This is a genomic window from Chromobacterium fluminis (assembly GCF_011602385.1).
Lineage (GTDB): Bacteria > Pseudomonadota > Gammaproteobacteria > Burkholderiales > Chromobacteriaceae > Chromobacterium > Chromobacterium fluminis.
On sequence record NZ_JAAOMA010000014.1, the window covers coordinates 105,786 to 122,543 of the forward strand.

The window sequence follows — 16,758 nt, forward strand, 5'->3', positions numbered from 1 at the left end:
TCCATTCTTTGAATTAAAGGATTCACGCGTATGAAAAAGCTGGCCCTTTCGGCGCTTCTGGCTCTGACTTGGGGCTCGGCAATGGCCGAGGACGTACTCCATATCTACAACTGGAACAACGCCTTGTCCGCAGACACCGCCAAGCGCTTTGAACAATCGTGCAAATGCCGGCTGGTGCAGGACTATTACGGGGACAACGAGGAGATGCTGGCCAAGCTGGCCGCCGGCGCCAAAGGCTACGACATGGTCTTCCCCACCGCCTTCGCCGTCAGCACGCTGATCAAACAGGGCAAAACCCAGCCGCTTAACAAGGCGCAGCTGCCCAACTGGAAGAACCTCAACTCAGGCTACCTGAACCTGAACGCGCCGTTCGACACCGGCAACAAGGTGGCAGCGCCCACCGTTGTGTCGCTGACCTTGCTCGGCTACAACGAAACCCAGTTGCAAAAAGCCGGCGTGTTGCCGCAGGCCAACAGTTGGGCCTTGATCTTCGATCCGGCGGTGCTGGCCAAGATCAAAGGCCGGGTCACCGTACTGGATTCGCAGCGCGAACTGATGTCCGCCGCCCTGCTCTATCTGGGCAAGGACGCCAACTCCACCCATCCCGCCGATTGGAAAGCCGCTGCCGAGGTGATCCGCAAGGCCAAGCCCTACTGGGCCGCCTTCAATAACCAGAGCTACATCAAGGAGCTGACCGTAGGCAATATCTGGGTGGCCCACGGCTATTCCAACGATTTGTTCCAGGCGCAGCAGGACGCGATGCGCGCCAAACGGCCGTTCAAGCTAGGCTACCAGCCACAGAAGGAAGGCAATATCCTGGCGGTGGACAATATGGTGATTCTAAAGGACGCTCCGCGCCCGGACTTGGCGCACCGCTTCATCAACTTCATGCTGGACGGCAAGAACGCCGCCGAAATCTCCAACCAGATCGGCGCAACCAACCCGGTCAAGGCGGCCGAGGCCTTCTTCAAACCTCAGATCAAGGCCAATCCGGTGATCATGCTGGAGCCGGCCAAGGGCAAGTACGTGGCGCTGAAAGATCTGGACGTGAAATCCCGCCGCGATTTGAACCGCCTGTGGTCGCAGATCAAGATCGGCCGCTGAGCCATACCCCGTTGCAACGAAAAATCCCGGCCATTGACCGGGATTTTTTCATTCTTCGGGAGGCTGCTCGCCTTTACGCATCTCCACCGCCTTCATGATCACATAGGCCAGCATGGCGCACAGGAAGAACAACAACATGACCCAGGCAATCGAGCGCAGCGTGTCGATGAAGGTGTTGAACAACTCCAGCAGCCATCGTTCGCCGGTCAGTTCCATCACGGTGCTGCCCTTGCCCGCGGCCGGCGGCAAATATTTCTCCAGCGACCACTGCCGCACCCCGCCGGAAACCCCGGTGACCACGATGGCGAAGAAAATGTACTTGCGCCAGGCATCGGTCAAATCACGCCCCAGGACCCGCGACAGAATCTTGTTTACCGCCGGATCGAAAAAACGCGCGGTGAATATCGAAGTGGCAATCGCCACCGCCAAGGTCAGACCGAACAAAGCGTAAAACATAATCATCCCCCGCCGCAGCGGAATGCGTGAAAGCCAGAATTGTACGCCTGCGCGCCGGCGCAGGCGATCAGCGGATGGCCATGCTGCTGCGCGCAAGCGACAACGCCGGGACTCTGCTCGTCAATCTCTCAGCGGCAGGCCAAAGTGCTGATAAGCCAGCGCCGTCGCCATCCGGCCGCGCGGAGTGCGCTGCAGATAGCCTTGCTGGATCAGGAAGGGTTCGATCACATCCTCTATGGTGTCGGTGGATTCGCCAATGGCTGCCGCCACATTGTCCAGGCCCACCGGTCCGCCGGAAAACTTCTCCAAAATGGCTTGCAGCAACTTGCGGTCCATTACATCCAGGCCAGCCGGATCCACGTCCAGCATCGCCAGCGCGGCGTCCGCCACCTGGGAGCTGACCACGCCGTCGGCCCTGACTTCGGCGTAATCCCGCACCCGGCGCAGCAGCCGGTTGGCGATGCGCGGCGTGCCGCGGCTGCGACGCGCCACTTCGAACGCGCCGTCGTCGGCCAATTTGACGTTCAACAAGCCGGCGGAACGGCTGACGATGCGGGTCAGTTCCTCCGCGTTGTAGAACTCCAGCCGCGCGACAATGCCGAAGCGGTCGCGCAGCGGGTTGGTCAGCATCCCGGCGCGGGTGGTAGCGCCCACCAGGGTGAATGGCGGCAGATCAATCTTGACCGAACGCGCCGCCGGCCCCTCGCCTATCATAATGTCGATCTGGTAATCCTCCAGCGCCGGATAGAGGATTTCCTCCACCACCGGGCTCAGCCGGTGGATCTCGTCGATGAACAACACATCGTGCGGTTCCAGATTAGTCAACAGCGCGGCCAGATCCCCGGCCCGCTCCAGCACCGGCCCCGAAGTCTGCCGCAGATTGACGCCCATTTCGCGGGCCACGATATGCGCCAACGTGGTCTTGCCCAACCCGGGCGGGCCGAACAGCAGCACGTGGTCCAGCGCTTCGCTGCGGCGCTTGGCCGCCTCGATGAAGATTTCCAGCTGTTCGCGCGTCTTTTTCTGGCCGACGTACTCGTCCAGCAGCTTGGGCCGCAAAGCGCGCTCCAGCGCTTCCTCCTGGCTGGACAGGCTTTGCTGGGTGACGATGCGCGGCTCGGGCGCGCCGCCGTACAGGTTGTCGGTTTCAATCATGGTGTTAGCCGTCGGCCAAAAAAACGAATGTCCAATCTTACCACCGCGCTATAATCGCCGCTGGCCCGCCCATCATCGCGGGCCGACGCAACGTCTTCAGGGCGGGGTGCAATTCCCCACCGGCGGTATGATCGCAAGATCGAGCCCGCGAGCGCTTCCGCTTCCCGGCGGAAGGTCAGCAGATCTGGTGACAGGCCAGAGCCGACGGTAATAGTCCGGATGAGAGAAGACGACATGGCCGCCTGCCGCGCTACGCGCGGCCGCGGCGTGTTCGCTGCGCGCTTTTGCGCGCGGGTTGGCTTTCGCCGACCCTTTTCACGCCCTGGAACCTGTTTCTCAAACGACCCGAGGACCGTTTCCATGAGTATCGCCACACATCCCGACACCTTGTCTCAACGCGTCGAAACGGCGCTCAGCGCCTTGCGCCGCGGCTTGCCGGTCATCGTTCCCGACGACCACGACCGCGAAAACGAAGCCGACCTGATTCTAGCCGCCGACACGCTGAGCGAAACCGAAATGGCGCGTCTGATCCGCGATTGCAGCGGCATCGTCTGCTTGTGCCTGACCGCCGAGCACGCCGCCCGGCTGCAATTGCCGCCGATGACGCAACGCAACGACAGCCGCTACGGCACCGCCTTCACCGTCAGCATCGAAGCCGCGCAGGGCGTATCCACCGGCGTGTCCGCCGCCGACCGGGTGCGCACCATTCAGGCAGCCGTCCATCCGCAAGCGCAGGCCGGCGACGTGGTCAGCCCCGGCCATGTCTTTCCTCTGGTGGCGGCAGAAGGCGGCGTGCAGAACCGCCGCGGCCACACTGAAGCCGCGGTGGAACTGGCGCGACTGGCCGGCTTCCAACCCGCCGGCGTGCTGTGCGAGCTGATGAACCCGGACGGCAGCATGATGCGCGGCGCGCAAATCGCGGACTACGCTCAAACGCACGCGCTGCCCGTTCTGAGCGTGGCCGAACTGGCCGAATGGATTTCCGCGCAGAACTTAGCCGCCGCTCCGCTGTCTGCTTGATCTTTGCCCTTAGCCGCGGGCTAATGCCCGCGGCGACGCCGCCGACCCCTTCATGCTTCGTTTTATTTCTTTCCGCAGCCTGTTGCTAGCCAGCTTCCTGATCGTCGCCGTCGTGCCCTCGGCCGTGCTGATTCAGCTTCGCAACGAGCTGGGACACGCCGCCTCCACCCTGCGCTCGCATCAGGAACAGGCCAAGGAATGGCTGGACGCCAACCGCGTGTCACGCGAGCAATCCATTCAATTCGAACGCGCCACCCGCCAGGCTCAAATCCTGAAAGACCGCGCGCTGGCCAAAACCGCCGCCGGCGCCTGGCAGGAGATCGAGCTGGCGCAACGCAAATTGCAACGCGGCGACGACGACGAGTTGACGCTCAGCGCCCGGGCCATTCTGGCGATCCAGCCGCAACTCCAAGCCCTGCCGGCGCGCGCCGGCGCGCAACGCGACCGCTTGTTCCGCCAGCTAGACCTGCACCTGACCGCGCAAGGCCAATTGATCAACCGCCAACTGGAACAAAGCCAGCGCCAATGGCAGGACTCGATCACGGAAATGCGCCGCACCGCCGACCGCCTGGCCTGGCTGTCGCTGGCTTCCGCCCTGACCTTGGCGCTGGCGATGACCTTGTTAATCAGTTGGCCGCTGCGTAAGCTGCAAGCCAAGATCGCGCGGATGAGCGACGGCGCGCGGCTGCAGGACTGGCGCCAGTCCGGCCCCGCCGACCTGCAGCGCCTAGCCCGCGAGTTGGCCCAGCTGGACCGCCGGCTGGCGGCACTGGAGGAACAGAAAGGCCGTTTCTTCCGCCAAGCGTCCCACGAACTGAAAACCCCGCTGGCCGCCATCCACGAAGCCGCCGCGCTGCTGCGCGAAGAAGTGATAGGACAGCTGTCCGCCCAACAGCAGGAAATCGTAGCCATCTTGCAAAACAATGCGCAGACCCTGCGCCAACGCGTGGAGGCCTTATTGCGCTATGATGCCGGCCAATGGCTATCCGAGACACTGACAGTGGAGACCTTCGACCTGCCGGCGCTGATTGCAGAACGGTTGCAGGCCTGTCGTCCGCTGCTGCAAGCCAAACGCCTCGCCGCCGAAGTCCAAGGCGACATGGAGCGGGTCAACGGCGACCGCTCCAAAGTGGAAACCATCCTGGACAACCTATTAATCAACGCCATTCGCCACAGTCCCGTCGACAGCACCTTGAACATCCGCCACGGCCGCGACGCCAGCGGCGTCTGGCTGGAGATCAGCGACCAAGGATCCGGCGTGCCGGAAGCCTATCGAGAAAAGATTTTCGAGCCGTTCTGGAGCGGCTCGCCGCCGCCGGATGAATTGCCCGGCACCGGGCTGGGCCTGGCGATGGCGCGCGGTTTCGCCCAATTGATGCGCGGCGAGCTGACGCTGGAACCCAAGCCCCAAACCGGCGCCTGCTTCCGCCTGCAGTGGCCGGAACCGGAGAACAAGACATGAAAACATCTCGCTTTTGGGCCCTCAACGCGCGGCGGCTGCTCTGGCTGTGCGGCCTGCTAGCCCTGAGCGCCTGCGCGCATCAGCGTCAGCCGGTTGCCATGCCCGCCGCGCCCATCATCCGATGTCCAGACGCCAACCAAATCCTGCTGCTGCTAAGCCAGACGCGGGAGCTCCAAGCTCTGGCCCTAGCCGGGCGGGAAAGCTGCGGCAGCAGCCGCTTGCTGACTCTGCTACAACAGGCCCAGGCGGCGGAGAGCCGCGCCGATGTTCAAAAACTACAGGCCCAATTGGAAAGCCTGCTCGCCAAAACCGACAATCTGGACCCGGCCAGCCAGGGTCTTACGCGACTACAGCTTCAACAGCTGCAGGAAAGACGCAAACTAGCGGAAGCGCTGGAGCGACAACAAGCTCAGAACCGTGATCTGCAGAAACGCTACGACGACTTGAACGGCAAGCTCAACGCTTTGCGCGAAGTCGAGCGCGAACTCCAGCTGAAGCCCAGCAAAACCAAAGGAGGCCAGCCATGAGCGCTACCGCCCGCATCGTCTTGGTGGACGATGATCCCGACCTATTGCGCTTGCTCGGCCTTCGCCTCGGCGCCGCCGGCTACGAGGTTGAAGCGCTGGATAGCGCCGAAGCGGCCTTGAACGCGCTGGCGGCTCGCCGCGCCGATTTGCTGCTGACAGACTGGCGCCTGCCCGGTATGGACGGCTTGGAGCTGTTTGAACAAGTCCGGCAGCGCTACCCCGCGATGCCGGTGATTCTGCTGACCGCCCACGGCACAGTGCCGGACGCAGTGGAGGCCGTCAGCCGCGGCGTGTTCGGCTACCTGGTCAAACCCTTCGACGGCAAGGCGCTACTGGACAAGGTGGCCCAAGGACTATCGCTGGCGGGGTCCGGACGCGTGGTCGATCAGGCAGCCGCCGGCTGGCGCTCCGGCTTGGTCAGCCGCAGCCCGGCGATGGAGGAGCTACTGGCCGAGGCCCGCATGGTCGCCGCCACCGGCGCCAGCGTGCTGTTGCGCGGCGAAAGCGGCACCGGCAAGGAGGTGCTGGCCAAAGCTATCCACCTGGCCAGCCCGCGCGCGGGCCAGCCCTTCATCGCAGTCAACTGCGGAGCGATTCCGGACAATCTGCTGGAAAGCGAGCTGTTCGGCCATGAAAAAGGCTCCTTCACCGGCGCCAACGCGCGCCAGACCGGCTTGATTCAGCAGGCGGACGGCGGCACCCTGTTCCTGGACGAGATCGGCGACATGCCGCCGCCTCTTCAGGTCAAATTGCTGCGCGTGCTGCAGGAGCGAGAAGTGCGACCGGTCGGCGCGACGCGGGCGACCCCGGTGGATATTCGTCTGGTGTCGGCCACGCATCGCGAGCTGGAAGCGCTGATTCAGGAAGGCAGCTTCCGAGAGGACTTGTTCTACCGCCTAAACGTGGTTTCGCTACGCCTGCCGCCGCTGGCGGAACGCCGCGAAGACATTCGTCTGCTAGCCGCGCATTTCCTGGAAAAAATCTCCACCCGCTATCAGAAAGCCGTTAGCGGTTTCGCCGCCGACGCGCTGGAATACCTGAGCGCCGCGCCCTGGCCGGGCAATATCCGGCAATTGGCCAATGTTGTCGAACAATGCTGCGTGCTGACCACGGGCTCTCTGGTGACGCTGACGCAAGTACAGAAAGCCGTCGCCAGCGAAGAAAGCGCGATTCCGACGCTGGCGGAAGCGAAGCGACAATTCGAACGCGACTACCTGGAACGCTTGCTACGGCTCACCGGAGGCAATGTCAGCGACGCCGCGCGCCTGGCTGACCGCAACCGCACCGAGTTTTACCGCTTGCTGCAAAAACACGAACTGACGCCAGCCGCCTTCAAGCTGGAATAAGCGTAGCGACGCGACAGGCGTGACGAAAACGGCACCACCCTACGCCTGTCGCTAATCGACGACAGGTAAAATCCCAGTCAAATCAAAGTCCTGCCCATTTCCACCACCATTCTGTCGCCAAACGGCGACAGAATGGTAGCTTCCTGCAAACCAACTCAAGCCATAAAAAAACATAAGTCTTTGAAAAACAATAAAAAATAAAAACTGGCACGCCTTTTGCCATAGGGAGAGCGCAAATGATCGAAGCGCGGCAGACTCAAGCGCAAGCGATGTGACTCACTCTCTCGAAAAGGTTAATCCCATGAAGAAATCCACTCTTGCCATTGCTCTGATGACTTCCCTGTTCGCCGGCGCCAGCTGGGCGGCTCAAGACGCCAGCGCTCCGGCTGAACAAGCTCAACGCGCCACCGCAGCCAAGGACGACGCCAGCGCTCCGGCCGAGCAAGCTCAACGCGCCACCGCAGCCAAGGGCGACGCCAGCGCTCCGGCCGAACAAGCTCAACGCGCCACCGCAGCCAAAGGTGACGCCAGCGCTCCGGCCGAACAAGCTCAACGCGCCACCGCAGCCAAAGGTGACGCCAGCGCTCCGGCCGAACAAGCTCAACGCGCCACCGCAGCCAAAGGCGACGCCAGCGCTCCGGCCGAACAAGCTCAACGCGCCACCGCAGCCAAGGGCGACGCCAGCGCTCCGGCCGAACAAGCTCAACGCGCCACCGCAGCCAAGGGCGACGCCAGCGCTCCGGCCGAACAAGCTCAACGCGCCACCGCAGCCAAGGGCGACGCCAGCGCTGCCGAAGCTTTGATCGCCGAAGCCGCGCCAAGCGCAGCCACCGGTCTGAACCAGGCTGTCCAGGAAGCTGTCGCCAAAGCCGCGGCTCAGGTTGGCGCCAATATCCAGACCAGCGTGAAAGCGGGCGAAGTCACTCTGAACGGCACCGCGCCCAGCGAAGAAGCGCTGCGCCGCGTAGCTGAAGAAGCCTCCCGCGTACCGGGCGTGACCTCGGTGCGCACCAACGTCACCCTCAAAGCCGCTGGCTAATTCCGCTTTAATTCGTCGGCGCGCAACCCCCTGGCTCGCTTGTCATGACCTGCCGCGCCGACACTTGCTTACCCGGAGTCGTCCCAAGGAACACACGCAAGTGTGCCCGCCTCCATTCGCCGCCCTTCTGGGTGGCTTTTTTTATGGAGGACCAACGCACACCGCTCTTTCTTGGCCGCCCCCGCCCCTCTTAAGAGCCGCTAACAAAACTCAGTTTTACGGCTGAGGCAAGGCGCGCCGACGCAGACAGTACATTGAGTACGGCAAGTCGGCGCAACGCAGCATCAGGGGTTTTGTTAGCGGCTCTTAACGATGTGGCAGTCGCCTGGCCCACACCGCCACCCATTGCAAAACGCTAAGAATCTGCTTAAGGTCTGCTGCGTTTCGTGAGGCGTAGCCACGGTAAGTGCCCTTCGAGTACCACCCGTATAGTCCGCTTTCTCCGCGGTTTTCGCTTTGCCTCTCCTTTGCTAGCGAGATCGTAAACACGTTTTTAAAACTTCATCAGACTCTTCAAGGCAAGGCGCACGCCTTCGCTCACCGTCACGTCAGCCGGCAGGCCCTTGGTGGCGGCGGCGGCTTCCTTCTCGTTGTAACCCAGCGCCAGCAAGGCGTTAACGATGTCGCCCTTCTCATCCGGCGTGACGGCAAAGGCAAGGCCTCCTGGGGCGGTCAGATTGCTGCCGGTGGCCAACTTGCCACGCAGTTCCAGCACTAGGCGTTCCGCGGTTTTCTTGCCAATACCCGGCACCGAGGACAGGCGTTTGATATCTTCGCTGGCCACCGCCACCGCCAAATCGTCGGTGGTCATGCCGGAGAGGATGGCCAGGGCGATCTTGGCGCCGATGCCGGTCACCTTCACCAGTTGCCGGAAGGTTTGTCTATCCTCCTTGCTGGCGAAGCCGAACAACAAATGGGCGTCTTCCCTCACCACTAGGTGGGTGAACAGCGTGGTTTTTTGACCCAAAGCCGGCAATTGGTAAAAAGTGGTCATCGGCACATCGACTTCATAACCGACTCCATTGACGTCCAACACCACTTGCGGGGGCAGTTTTTCGATGAGGTTGCCGCTCAGGCGTCCAATCATGTTCGGATTCTTTCATCAAGCGATTACAGGCACACCGGCTACACCAGCCGGCCGCCTCGAATTTTCAAGCCGCTTTGCGCCAGCTGGCCCAAAGCACCGGCGCTGAGATTGGCGTGCGCCAAGGCCACCGCCAACGCATCGGCGGCATCGGCCTGGGGCGTACCAGACAAATTCAGCATCCGCACCACCATGTGTTGCACCTGCTCTTTGGCGGCCTTGCCGTGACCCGCGACGGACTGTTTGACCTGCAGCGCAGTGTATTCCGCCACCGGCAAATCCCTCAACACCAGCGCAGTAATACAGGCGCCGCGAGCCTGGCCCAACATCAACGTGGCCGCGGGATTAACGTTGACGAACACTTGCTCTACCGCCGCCGCCTGTGGCCGATAGGTATCGATCACGCCGAACAAGCCGTCGACGATCACGCGGATGCGCTCGCTCAAAGGCGCGCCCTGCGGTGTGCGGATGCAGCCGGAGGCCACGTAATGGCGTTGCTGGCCAACCAGGTCGATCACCCCGAAGCCGGTAATGCGGCTGCCGGGATCGATGCCGAGGATGCGGCGCGCGCCGGGAAGAGACGGAGCCGACATCGCCTCAGCCCGGACCGGCGCGCAATTGTGCATCCAACTGCTGCAATTGCTGCGGCGTGCCTACATTGTGCCAGACACCGTTGAAATACTCGCCGCTGGCCCGCCCCGCCGCGATCGCGGCGTCGTAGAACGGGCGCATCGGCGCGAAGCGGCCTGCGGGAAGGCTGGAGAACATGCGGGTGTCGTAAAGACCGATACTGGAGAAAGTCAGCTTGCGCTCGCCGTCGGCGCGCAAGCCGCCATCCGGCGCCAGCGCGAAATCGCCGCCGGCGTGGAAGACTGGGTTGTCCGTCATCACTAGGTGCATTCCAGGCTCCTCACGTCGCTCCAGCGCGGCCAGCCGGGGCAACAGGCCGGCGTAATCGTAATCGGTGTAAATGTCCGCCGCCACGCATAGAAAGGCCCGCTCCCTCCCTTCCCGCAACATGGGCAAGGCTTTGGCTATGCCGCCGGCTGTCTCCAATGGCTCGCCCTCGGCGGAGTAAGCGATACGCGCGCCAAAGCGGCCGCCGTCGCCCAGCTCCTGTTCGATCTGCGCTCCAAGCCAGGCATGATTGATCACGATATCGGCGAAACCCGCGGCCACCAGGCGTTCGATCTGCCAAACGATCAAGGGCTTGCCGCCCACGGCCAACAAGGGCTTGGGCGCATGGTCGGTCAGCGGCCGCATCCGCTCGCCGCGGCCGGCCGCCAGAATCATGGCTTTAGGCATGCTCACCCCTTGTAGCTCATTACCGGATAGGCCGACTGCAGTTCTTCGTCGGTCTGATCCTTGCCCACCAACTGCAGCAGCAATTGATAGAACGGCGCCAGTTCCTGATAACGACGGATGGTCCGTTTCAGATATCTGATGAAACGCGGAATCTCGGCGCGATACTTGTCCTTGCCGTCGCGATGGAACAAACGCGCGAAAATGCCGGCCACTTTCAAGTGGCGCTGCACCCCCATCCACTCGAAATCACGATAGAAAGCGTCGAACTCCGCCGGCACCGGCAGACCGGCCGCGCGCGCCTTTTCCCAATAGCGGATCGCGATATCGAGCACAAAAGGCTCGTCCCATTCAATGAAAGCGTCGCGCAATAGGCTGACAATGTCGTAGCTGACAGGGCCGTACACCGCGTCCTGAAAGTCCAACACCCCCGGTTTTCCCGGGGTCAGCATCAGATTGCGCACAATGAAATCCCGATGCACAAACACCTTGGATTGGGCCAGCAACACCGGCAGCAAGGCCTTGACCCCAGCGTCCCACAACTGACGTTGAGCAAAATTCAGCGGCTGTCCCAATTCCTTGGCGCAGAACCATTCCGGAAACAGGTTCAACTCGCGCGTCAGCAGCGCTTCGTCGTATTCCGGCAACACTCCCGGCTGGCTGGCGGACTGAATCTCCACCAGGGTGTCCAGCGCCTCCAGCAGCAGATGGCGCCGCACCTGCTCGCGCCCATCATGCTCCAAGGCGGCCAAATAGGTCACCCGGCCCAGGTCCTCCAACAACAGCAGACCTTGTTCGCGATCGCGCGCCAGCAGCTTGGGAACATTGACCATGGCGAAAACGTCGCGCACTTGCACATAGGCGTCGGTGCTCATTTTTTCCGGCGGCGCATCCATCACGATGCAACTCGCGCCATCCGGCCAGGTCGCACGGAAGTAGCGCCGGAAGTCGGCATCCGCGGCAGCGAATTCGAGCCCGATGTCCTGCCCCGGGTACAAATTCGCCAGCCATTTTTTGATGAGTTCCTGTCTATGCATGTCGCTTCGTCTTGGTGCTGATAGAATTGGCTGATTTTATACTGCCCCGCCGCCCCTTAGATATGGCTTTGTGCATGCCCAGAATCAAACCCAATCCGCTAGCCTTGGCGCTGGCGGCCGCGTTTTCACTGCAGCCGGCGCTGGCCTTGGCTGATGAAGACGCCCCGATCGCCCTGCCCACACCGCCCAAGGCCGAAGGCCAGACCCACGTCACCGCCGACGATATGGACGGAGAGATGAATGTGGAGCTGAAAGCCCGCGGCAACGTGGTGGTCACTCGCGACGACCAAAAGCTGGAGTCCGACTGGCTGAACTATTACCAGAACAAGGACCGAGTCAAGGCCGGCGACCACTTCAAGATGACGCGCGGCGTCGATGTGGTGACCGGCACCACGCTGGATTACAACGTCGCCAACTACAGCGGCACCGGCATGGACCCAGTATTCGCCATGGGCAAGCCCGCGCCGGCCGCCAAAGGCACGCCGGCCGGCGCCCGCCCTATGAGCACGGTGCCGATGCGCGGCGACGGCCAGCAAGTGGACTTCCGCGGCCAGAACGAGTATCGGGTCTACAACAGCCGCATCAATAGCTGCGAGCCCGGCAACGACTCCTGGTATCTGAACTCCTCGCTGCTGGACCTCGATTACAACAGCGGCGTCGGCACCGCCCGCAACGCGCGGCTGAATTTCTACGGCATGCCCATCCTGTACACGCCGTGGATGGATTTCCCGCTCAACGGCAACCGCAAAAGCGGCTTCTTGCCGCCCACCTTCAAGACCGGCACCAACGGTACTGAAATCGCGCTGCCCTACTACTGGAATATCGCGCCCAACTACGACGCGACCATCACCCCGCATTTCAACGACAAGCACGGCACCATGCTGGGCGCGGAGTTCCGCTACCTGCAGCCCAACTATTCCGGCTCGATCTACACTGAGCAACTGCCCAAGGACAAGGTCACCGATAAAAACCGCTACGCCTGGTATGCAACCCATAGCCAGACGTTGGCCCCGGGTCTGACTTTCGGCTACAACGCCAACTACGTCTCGGACCCCAACTACTTCAAAGATTTCGGCGATCGTCTCAGCATCGCCGCCAACGTCAACCTGGTACGCGAAGCCTGGCTCAGCTACGGTTTCGGCTGGCAGGGCGGTTCGGCCAACGCCACCTTGCGTGCGCAACGCTATCAGACGCTGCTGGAAAACCCCGCTCCCGGCGACATTCCCTACGCGCGGTTGCCTCAGCTGATTTTTAACGCCAGCCAGAAACTGCCTCAAGGCTTCAGCGCCAACCTGCAGAGCGAGTTGACCCGCTTCTCCCACCCGACATTGCAAAACGGCGACCGCCTGGTCGCTTATCCCAGCCTGACGTGGAGCCTGGACAAGAGCTGGGGCTTTCTGCGGCCCAAAATCGGCATGCATCTGACTGAATACCAGTTGGACGCGCTCCCCGGTCAGCAAGCCCGTTCGGTGTCGCGCAGCCTGCCCATCTTCAGTACCGACGCCGGCCTCTACTTCGACCGCGATACCGAGTTTCTGGGCGAGGATCACCTGCTGACGCTGGAGCCGCGGCTGTTCTACGTCAATATCCCGACCCGAAACCAGAACAATCTGCCCAACTTCGACACCTCGGAGAATGATTTCAACTTCGCGCAGTTGTTCACCGAGAACCGCTTCTCCGGCTCCGACCGCATCAACGGCGCCAATCAGCTGACCACAGCGCTGACCAGCCGCCTGATCAGCCAGGAAAACGGTCTGGAACGGATCCGGCTGACCGTGGGCAAACGTTACTATTTCAACCAGGACGACATCTCTCTGACTGGTGTGCCGCAACAGCGCACCGTCAGCGGCTCCAATCTGCTGCTGGGCGCCAGCGGCGACCTGGCCCAGGGCTGGCGGCTGGACAGCTCCTACGAATGGAACGAGGCGCTGAAAACCACCGAACGCTACAATGCTCAACTGCGCTATAACCCAGCGCCCGGCAAAGTACTCAGCGCGCGCTATCGCTATGGCCGCTACGAGCAACTGGACAACTCCTCGCTATACGGCCCGCTGCGCCAAGTCGACATCGGCGCGCAATGGCCGATCGCCAAGAAATGGTATGCGCTGGGCCGCTACAACTACTCGCTGGCCGACCGCAAGCCGCTGGAACAACTGGCCGGATTCGAGTACAACGACGGTTGCTGGTCGGCGCGGCTAGTCGGTCAGCGCTATGTCAGCGACCTGACCACCACCAAGAACGCCATTTATTTCCAGCTGGAATTCAAGGGACTTGGCGGCTTCGGCAACAATCCGCTCAACACGCTGAAGCTGGCGATTCCCGGCTATAGCAAGACTAACGATTTATAAGCGATGACCATGAAACAGACTCTGCTCGCCCTGCTGCTGGCCGGCGCCCTGCAAGGCGCCGTCGCCGCTCCCGCAACCCCGGTCAAAGAAGTGGACCGCATCGTTGCGGTGGTCAACAAGAATGTGATCACCTGGCTGGACCTGCAAACCCGCGTCGACGAGGCCATCAAGCAGCTTCAGGCTCAGAAAGTCACGCCGCCGGCCCGCGCCGTGCTGGAAAAACAAATGCTGGAACAGATGATCACCGAGGACGTTCAACTGCAGTACGCCGCCAGCGGCGGCCTGCGCATAGACGACGCCGCAGTGGATCAGGCGGTAGCCAATCTGGCCAAGCAGAACAAGATGGACGTGGCCGGCCTGAAAGCCCAGCTGGCCAAGGAAGGCCTGGCCTTCGACAAGCTACGCGCCGAAGTGCGCAAGGAACTGACCATCGCTCGCTTGCGCGACAGCGAGGTCGCCGCCAAGGTCAACGTCAACGAAACCGAAGTCGATCAAGTGCTGAAAAGCGCACAGAGCGGCAACCGCGCCGAATACCATCTGGCCAGCATTCTAGTCAACGTTCCCGAACGCGCCGACGCCAAGCAGATCGACACCCTGTCGAAGAAAGCCGAAAAAGCGTTGGCGGAGCTGGAATCGGGTCAGTCCTTCGCCAAAGTCTCGGCCAGCTACTCCGACGCTCCCAATGCGCTGAAAGGCGGCGATATGGGCTGGCGCAGCGCGGTGTCGCTGCCGGTTGAATTCGTGCAGATGCTGGAACAGCTGAAAACCGGCCAGCACACCAATGTGATCCGCACTCAGCAAGGCTTCTTCATCTTCCAGTTGCAGGACAAGCGCGACAGCGGCGCGCCGATGATGGTGGAGCAATACCATGTGCGCCACATTCTGATCCGCACCAACGAAGCGGTGTCGGCCAACGACGCCAAAACCCGCATCGAACAAGTGCGCGACCGCATCCAGCGCGGCGCCAAATTCGCCGACATGGCCAAGCTCTACTCCGAAGACGGCAGCAACGCCAAAGGCGGCGATCTGGGCTGGGTCAACCTGGGCGATCTGGTGCCAGATTTTGAAAGCGCGATGACGCAATTGCCAATCGGCCAACTATCCCAAGCGGTTCGCACCCCCTTCGGCTGGCATTTGATCCTGGTGGAAGGCAAGCGCAATCAGGACGTGTCCGGCGACCGCGAACGACTGGCGGTCAAACAGCAGATCCGCTCCCGCAAGATCGAACAAGCATACGCCGACTGGGTGCGCCAGCTGCGCGACTCCGCCTTCGTCGAAGAACGGCTGGACGAGAAGTAAGCATGGACGTCCCCGTATTGGCCGTCACCACCGGAGAGCCGGCCGGCGTGGGGCCTGACCTGGCGCTGAGGCTGACAGAAGCCGGAACCGGCTCGCGTTGCGTGCTGATCGGCGACAAGACCATGCTGGCCGCGCGCGCGCGCCAGCTTGGTCTCTCGCTTCCGCTTCATGATTACGCCCCGAGCGCGCCGGCGCCAACACAGGGGCTGGAAATTTGCCATGTCCCGCTGGCGGCCCCCGCCGTCCCCGGACGGCTGGACCCGGCCAACGCCGGCTATGTGCTGGCGACGCTGGACCGCGCCATCGACGGCTGCCTTAGCGGCGAATTCGCCGCCATGGTGACCGCGCCGGTACACAAGGGCGTGATCAACGACGGCGGCGTCGCCTTCTCCGGTCACACCGAATACCTGGCCGAACGCACGCACACGCCCAAGGTAGTGATGATGCTGGCCGGCGGCGGCATGCGCGTGGCGCTGGCCACCACCCATCTGCCGCTGCGGGACGTCGCCGACGCCATCACCGCGGACAGCCTGGAGCAGGTCATCCGCATCCTGATCGCGGACCTGCGCGCCAAGTTCGGCATCGCCGCGCCGCGGGTGCTGGTGGCGGGCCTGAATCCGCACGCGGGCGAAGGCGGTCACCTGGGGCGCGAGGAAATCGAAATCATCGAACCCTTGCTCACGCGGCTGCGCGGGGAGGGCATGGACCTGATCGGGCCCCTGCCCGCCGATACCCTGTTCAACCCCGACAAACTACGGCATTGCGACGCGGTGCTGGCGATGTATCACGACCAAGGCTTGCCGGTGCTCAAGCACGCCAGCTTCGGGGCCGGCATCAATATCACGCTGGGGCTGCCCATCATCCGCACCTCCGTCGACCACGGCACTGCGCTGGATCTGGCCGGCAGCGGCCGGGCACATCCCGGCAGCTTGTTCGAGGCCGTACAACTGGCGACACAGCTCGCCGTCACCGCCGCAGGCTGACTCAGCGGACGATCACCTCGTCCGGCAGCTCATTGACGCTAGGCCCGCCTCGGAGCGGCGCATGCTCGATCAACAAGGCGTGTATGCGCCACAAGCCGGCTTCCAGGCCGGCCACCCGCTTGCGCTCCGCCATCGCGCGGCCGACTTCGGCGCAAATCTCCTCCCAGGCCTGGGGCGGCACCCGCCGATCAATGCCGCGGTCGGCGATGATTTCAATGCGACGCTCCGCCAGCAACACATACACCAGCACGCCGGTGTTTTCCTCGGTGTCCCATACCCGCAACAGACCGAACCACTCCAGCGCACGTTCCCGCGCGCTCATGCCGCGCCAGGCGTCTCGCCAGTCCAGCGCCGACTCCACCACAAAGCGCAGCTGGCCGGCATGCTCGCGTTCCGAAGCCGCGATCCCCTGCTGCAAACGCGCCAATTCCGAAGCGGGAAACCGCCGCCGCGCCAACCAGCCGGTGCTGGCCAAGTGACGCAGCGCTCTATTCCATGATTGCCACATCACCAAACTCCCGAAGCGCCGCCGCCGCCAAACCCGCCGCCGCCGCCGGACCAGCCGCCGCCTCCGCGACTACCGCCAGATCCGCCGC

The 16,758-nt window shown here is 62.8% G+C and carries 16 protein-coding genes and 1 riboswitch; of the genes, 9 read left to right on the forward strand and 7 right to left on the reverse strand.

Going from position 1 to position 16,758, the window contains the following annotated elements; genetic code table 11:
• Positions 1 to 30: 30 nt before the first annotated feature.
• Positions 31 to 1,104: an ABC transporter substrate-binding protein gene (locus HA052_RS11950; protein ID WP_166452089.1), complete on the forward strand. Its 1,074-nt coding sequence runs from the start codon at positions 31 to 33 to the stop codon at positions 1,102 to 1,104.
• 48 nt (positions 1,105 to 1,152) lie between these two features.
• Here the strand turns inward: HA052_RS11950 and HA052_RS11955 are convergent, their stop codons facing one another.
• Together HA052_RS11955 and ruvB are read right to left on the reverse strand one after the other, a co-directional pair.
• Positions 1,153 to 1,560: a hypothetical protein gene (locus tag HA052_RS11955; RefSeq protein WP_081546806.1), complete on the reverse strand. Its 408-nt coding sequence runs from the start codon at positions 1,558 to 1,560 to the stop codon at positions 1,153 to 1,155.
• 120 nt (positions 1,561 to 1,680) lie between these two features.
• Positions 1,681 to 2,715 (reverse strand): Holliday junction branch migration DNA helicase RuvB, encoded by a 1,035-nt coding sequence (gene ruvB, locus HA052_RS11960; protein WP_166452090.1) that lies wholly within the window; start codon positions 2,713 to 2,715, stop codon positions 1,681 to 1,683.
• An 88-nt stretch (positions 2,716 to 2,803) separates the two neighbouring features.
• Positions 2,804 to 2,950: riboswitch (FMN riboswitch) on the forward strand.
• A gap of 125 nt (positions 2,951 to 3,075) precedes the next feature.
• Here ruvB and ribB point away from each other — a divergent pair.
• From ribB to HA052_RS11985, 5 genes are all read left to right on the forward strand, one after another.
• On the forward strand, positions 3,076 to 3,735 hold the full coding sequence (gene ribB, locus HA052_RS11965; RefSeq protein WP_206118880.1) for a 3,4-dihydroxy-2-butanone-4-phosphate synthase: 660 nt from the start codon (positions 3,076 to 3,078) through the stop codon (positions 3,733 to 3,735).
• A 52-nt stretch (positions 3,736 to 3,787) separates the two neighbouring features.
• On the forward strand, positions 3,788 to 5,197 hold the full coding sequence (locus tag HA052_RS11970; protein ID WP_166452091.1) for an ATP-binding protein: 1,410 nt from the start codon (positions 3,788 to 3,790) through the stop codon (positions 5,195 to 5,197).
• The gene (locus HA052_RS11975) at positions 5,194 to 5,724 is read left to right on the forward strand and encodes a hypothetical protein (protein ID WP_081546812.1); all 531 of its coding nucleotides are present in this window, start codon (positions 5,194 to 5,196) and stop codon (positions 5,722 to 5,724) included. Before HA052_RS11970 ends, HA052_RS11975 begins: the two co-directional genes overlap by 4 nt.
• On the forward strand, positions 5,721 to 7,070 hold the full coding sequence (locus HA052_RS11980) for a sigma 54-interacting transcriptional regulator (RefSeq protein WP_166452092.1): 1,350 nt from the start codon (positions 5,721 to 5,723) through the stop codon (positions 7,068 to 7,070). Before HA052_RS11975 ends, HA052_RS11980 begins: the two co-directional genes overlap by 4 nt.
• A 301-nt stretch (positions 7,071 to 7,371) precedes the next feature.
• On the forward strand, positions 7,372 to 8,109 hold the full coding sequence (locus HA052_RS11985) for a BON domain-containing protein (protein WP_166452093.1): 738 nt from the start codon (positions 7,372 to 7,374) through the stop codon (positions 8,107 to 8,109).
• A gap of 493 nt (positions 8,110 to 8,602) precedes the next feature.
• Here HA052_RS11985 and ruvA read toward each other — a convergent pair whose 3' ends face one another.
• From ruvA to amgK, 4 genes are read right to left on the reverse strand one after another with little or no spacing between them, the layout of a single operon-like run.
• Positions 8,603 to 9,196 (reverse strand): Holliday junction branch migration protein RuvA, encoded by a 594-nt coding sequence (ruvA, locus tag HA052_RS11990; protein WP_081546818.1) that lies wholly within the window; start codon positions 9,194 to 9,196, stop codon positions 8,603 to 8,605.
• A gap of 38 nt (positions 9,197 to 9,234) precedes the next feature.
• Positions 9,235 to 9,786 carry a crossover junction endodeoxyribonuclease RuvC gene (gene ruvC, locus HA052_RS11995; protein ID WP_166452094.1) on the reverse strand — a complete coding sequence of 184 codons (552 nt, stop codon included), beginning with the start codon at positions 9,784 to 9,786 and terminating at the stop codon, positions 9,235 to 9,237.
• Positions 9,787 to 9,790: 4 nt separating this feature from the next.
• Complete coding sequence (gene murU, locus HA052_RS12000) at positions 9,791 to 10,498, reverse strand: N-acetylmuramate alpha-1-phosphate uridylyltransferase MurU (RefSeq protein WP_206118881.1); 708 nt, start codon at positions 10,496 to 10,498, stop codon at positions 9,791 to 9,793.
• A 2-nt stretch (positions 10,499 to 10,500) separates the two neighbouring features.
• The gene (amgK, locus tag HA052_RS12005) at positions 10,501 to 11,532 is read right to left on the reverse strand and encodes an N-acetylmuramate/N-acetylglucosamine kinase AmgK (RefSeq protein ID WP_166452095.1); all 1,032 of its coding nucleotides are present in this window, start codon (positions 11,530 to 11,532) and stop codon (positions 10,501 to 10,503) included.
• 74 nt (positions 11,533 to 11,606) lie between these two features.
• On the opposite strand from amgK, the gene HA052_RS12010 reads away from it, so the two are divergent.
• From HA052_RS12010 to pdxA, 3 genes are read left to right on the forward strand one after another with little or no spacing between them, the layout of a single operon-like run.
• Positions 11,607 to 13,880 carry an LPS-assembly protein LptD gene (locus HA052_RS12010; RefSeq protein ID WP_166452096.1) on the forward strand — a complete coding sequence of 758 codons (2,274 nt, stop codon included), beginning with the start codon at positions 11,607 to 11,609 and terminating at the stop codon, positions 13,878 to 13,880.
• Between the two features lie 9 nt (positions 13,881 to 13,889).
• Positions 13,890 to 15,179, forward strand: a complete 1,290-nt coding sequence (locus HA052_RS12015) for a peptidylprolyl isomerase (protein ID WP_176219544.1) — start codon at positions 13,890 to 13,892, stop codon at positions 15,177 to 15,179.
• A 2-nt stretch (positions 15,180 to 15,181) separates the two neighbouring features.
• Positions 15,182 to 16,162: a 4-hydroxythreonine-4-phosphate dehydrogenase PdxA gene (gene pdxA / locus HA052_RS12020; RefSeq protein WP_166452097.1), complete on the forward strand. Its 981-nt coding sequence runs from the start codon at positions 15,182 to 15,184 to the stop codon at positions 16,160 to 16,162.
• Between the two features lies 1 nt (position 16,163).
• Here the strand turns inward: pdxA and HA052_RS12025 are convergent, their stop codons facing one another.
• A complete protein-coding gene (locus tag HA052_RS12025) occupies positions 16,164 to 16,670 on the reverse strand; it encodes a TPM domain-containing protein (RefSeq protein ID WP_166452098.1) in 507 nt (168 codons plus the stop codon).
• Positions 16,671 to 16,758 lie beyond the last annotated feature (88 nt).